The organism is Lactobacillus acetotolerans DSM 20749 = JCM 3825 (assembly GCF_001436775.1).
GTDB classification, from domain to species: Bacteria; Bacillota; Bacilli; order Lactobacillales; family Lactobacillaceae; genus Lactobacillus; species Lactobacillus acetotolerans.
Genome location: NZ_AYZC01000076.1, coordinates 1 through 2,505, shown reverse-complemented (window position 1 = coordinate 2,505; position 2,505 = coordinate 1). Strand labels below are relative to the sequence as shown.

General features: G+C 34.6%; 2 protein-coding genes. One reads left to right on the top strand and one right to left on the bottom strand.

Features of this window, described 5'->3' with window-relative positions:
• Positions 1 to 158: 158 nt before the first annotated feature.
• Positions 159 to 443 (bottom strand): helix-turn-helix domain-containing protein, encoded by a 285-nt coding sequence (locus tag FC77_RS07485; RefSeq protein ID WP_056971005.1) that lies wholly within the window; start codon positions 441 to 443, stop codon positions 159 to 161.
• A gap of 176 nt (positions 444 to 619) precedes the next feature.
• Here FC77_RS07485 and FC77_RS07480 point away from each other — a divergent pair, with 176 nt between their 5' ends.
• Positions 620 to 2,113 (top strand): peptide MFS transporter, encoded by a 1,494-nt coding sequence (locus tag FC77_RS07480; protein ID WP_056971004.1) that lies wholly within the window; start codon positions 620 to 622, stop codon positions 2,111 to 2,113.
• The last annotated feature ends 392 nt before the right edge of the window (positions 2,114 to 2,505 follow it).

Genomic DNA, 2,505 nt, shown 5'->3' with positions numbered 1-2,505 from the left:
GGAAAGCCAGGTATCATACACTAAGAGCATGGTATCTGGCTTTCAAGTTTCAGTTATAAAGTGAATATTATTTATACTACTCAAAAAGCATTATCTGTTTAAAACACAGGTAATGCTTTTTACTTATTAGAAATTAAGTTTTATAAATAATTATACTTTTAACTCACAGGAGTAAATTCAATTGTTATTTTTTGATTAGTTGCTTGCGCTATTTCACTTAATAATTTTGTAGAGGTATTCATTGAACCATTTTCAATTCGTGCAATAGTTGATTGGGGTTTATGAACTAAATTAGCAAATTCTCTTTGGGTTAAGCCTAGTTTATCACGTAAATCACGTATCTTAACAGCTACTTCTAGATTAATATTATCTTGTTGAACTGCTTGTGCAAACTCTGGATCTTTACGGCTACGTTTAGCAGCGTATTCATCAATTTTACTCATGATAATTTTTCTCTCTTTATAATTGCATGATAATAAACAAACTATTAGAATGCAAAAAATATAAGTTTTATAAAGCAAATTATATATATGCGTATATACGATTTTTGACTAGTCCCAATTATTCGTTGTATAATTCTATATTGTGTTTACCTAAGTATAGGGGGATTTTTTAATTAATGAGTAAACGAAATATAGATACAGCTTTCTTTGGTCAGCCTAAAGGCTTATCCACATTGTTCTTCACAGAAATGTGGGAGCGTTTTAGTTATTACGGAATGCGTGCCATTCTTTTATTCTACATGTATTACGCAGTAACTAAAGGTGGATTGGGCATGAACCAAGTTACCGCTGCGTCAGTTATGTCGATTTATGGCTCACTTGTCTATTTGTCAAACATTGTCGGTGGTTGGCTGTCTGATCGTCTGTGGGGATCCAGAAAAACAGTCTTTATCGGTGGTGTATTGATCATGATAGGGCATATTGTTCTGTCGCTTCCGATGGGCTTAGTTGCCTTATATGTTTCAATTGCCTTAATTGTTGCTGGTACTGGATTATTAAAACCCAACGTTTCTGATATGGTTGGTGGCCTTTATTCTGCTAACGATCGGCGCCGGGATGCCGGTTTCAGTATGTTTGTTTTTGGGATCAATCTAGGCTCTGCAATTGCACCGTGGGCTGTCCCATGGGCTGCTAACGGTTTTGGATTGCACCTCTTCGGTAATGAAATGAACTTTCATGCTGGCTTTTCGTTAGCTGCTATTGGTATGTTTTTTGGCTTAGTTCAGTATTATATTGGTGGGAAAAAATATCTTTCAGATGATAGCCTTATGCCGACTAATCCAATCGACCATAAAGGGTTGGTTAAAGTTGGTAAAAAGACAATTATTGGTTTAGTAGTAGTTGCCATTCTTTTAGGTATTTTAGCTATAATGGGACAATTAAATATTAATAATATTATTGGATTGATTACAATTGTTGCCATTCTCTTACCAATTTGCTGTTTCTGGACAATGCTTCGCAGTCCTAAAGTGACTAAGATTGAACATTCGCGTGTGCTTGCTTATATTCCTTTGTTTATTGCAGCTGCAATTTTCTGGGGAATTGAGGAATCTGGTTCAGTTGTTTTAGCATTATTTGCTCAAGATAGAACTATTTTACATATTGGCGGCTGGCACTTCGCTGCAGCTAATTTCCAAACATTAAATCCATTATTTATTATGATTTTAACTCCATTCTTTGTTCGACTATGGGAACACTGGAAGAGACAGCCAAGTGCACCCGGAAAATTTGCTTGGGGCCTTGTCTTTGCTGGCCTTTCTTATGTTTGGATGGCTATACCAGGGACTTTATATGGTACAAGCGGCCGTGTTAGTCCATTCTGGTTAGTAGGTTCATGGTTTATCGTAGAAATTGCTGAAATGCTAATTTCACCGATCGGTTTATCAGTTACGACTAAATTAGCACCGAATGTTTATCGTTCAGAGATGATGAGTATGTGGTTCTTGGCAGATGCTGCTGGTCAAGCTATAAACTCACAGATCGTTAAATATTACTCTGCTTCAACAGAAATACCATACTTCTTGGTTATTGGTGGCGTAAGTATCCTATTTGGGATCTTAATGTTCTTCCTGGTAAAGAGAATTAATGTATTAATGGACGGCGTTCACTAATATTAAAACAAATGAAAAATGCTCAAAATTCATATCTGAATTCTGGGCATTTTTTTGATACAAGGAGAAAAAATTATAGGTTATGCAGCAAGAGGGAAGCCACTAACTAAAAAATTTATTAGATATTTTTTCAGCTTTTTTAGAAAGAATAAACTGCTTTTAATGTTGTATTTAATGTTTCATGTTTATTCTTAAATTAAAAAAGGGGCTACCCTGAAACTCTTGCTTCAGATACTATTTTATTTGTATTAGTATCGAATTATTTTCTTCTGAGGAATAATTTTATGATTACTCTTAAAATAGCACCTTAATGATGGTATCACTTTAATACTGTTTTACGTGTGGTGCTAGTTAAATAAATTATTTATAAAAAAAGCCCAACAAAGTTAGAC

Excerpts from the sequence above, each read along its gene's own strand:
- FC77_RS07480 (WP_056971004.1), top strand. The coding sequence starts at position 620 with ATGAGTAAACGAAATATAGATACAGCTTTCTTTGGTCAGCCTAAAGGC.
- FC77_RS07485 (WP_056971005.1), bottom strand. The coding sequence starts at position 443 with ATGAGTAAAATTGATGAATACGCTGCTAAACGTAGCCGTAAAGATCCA.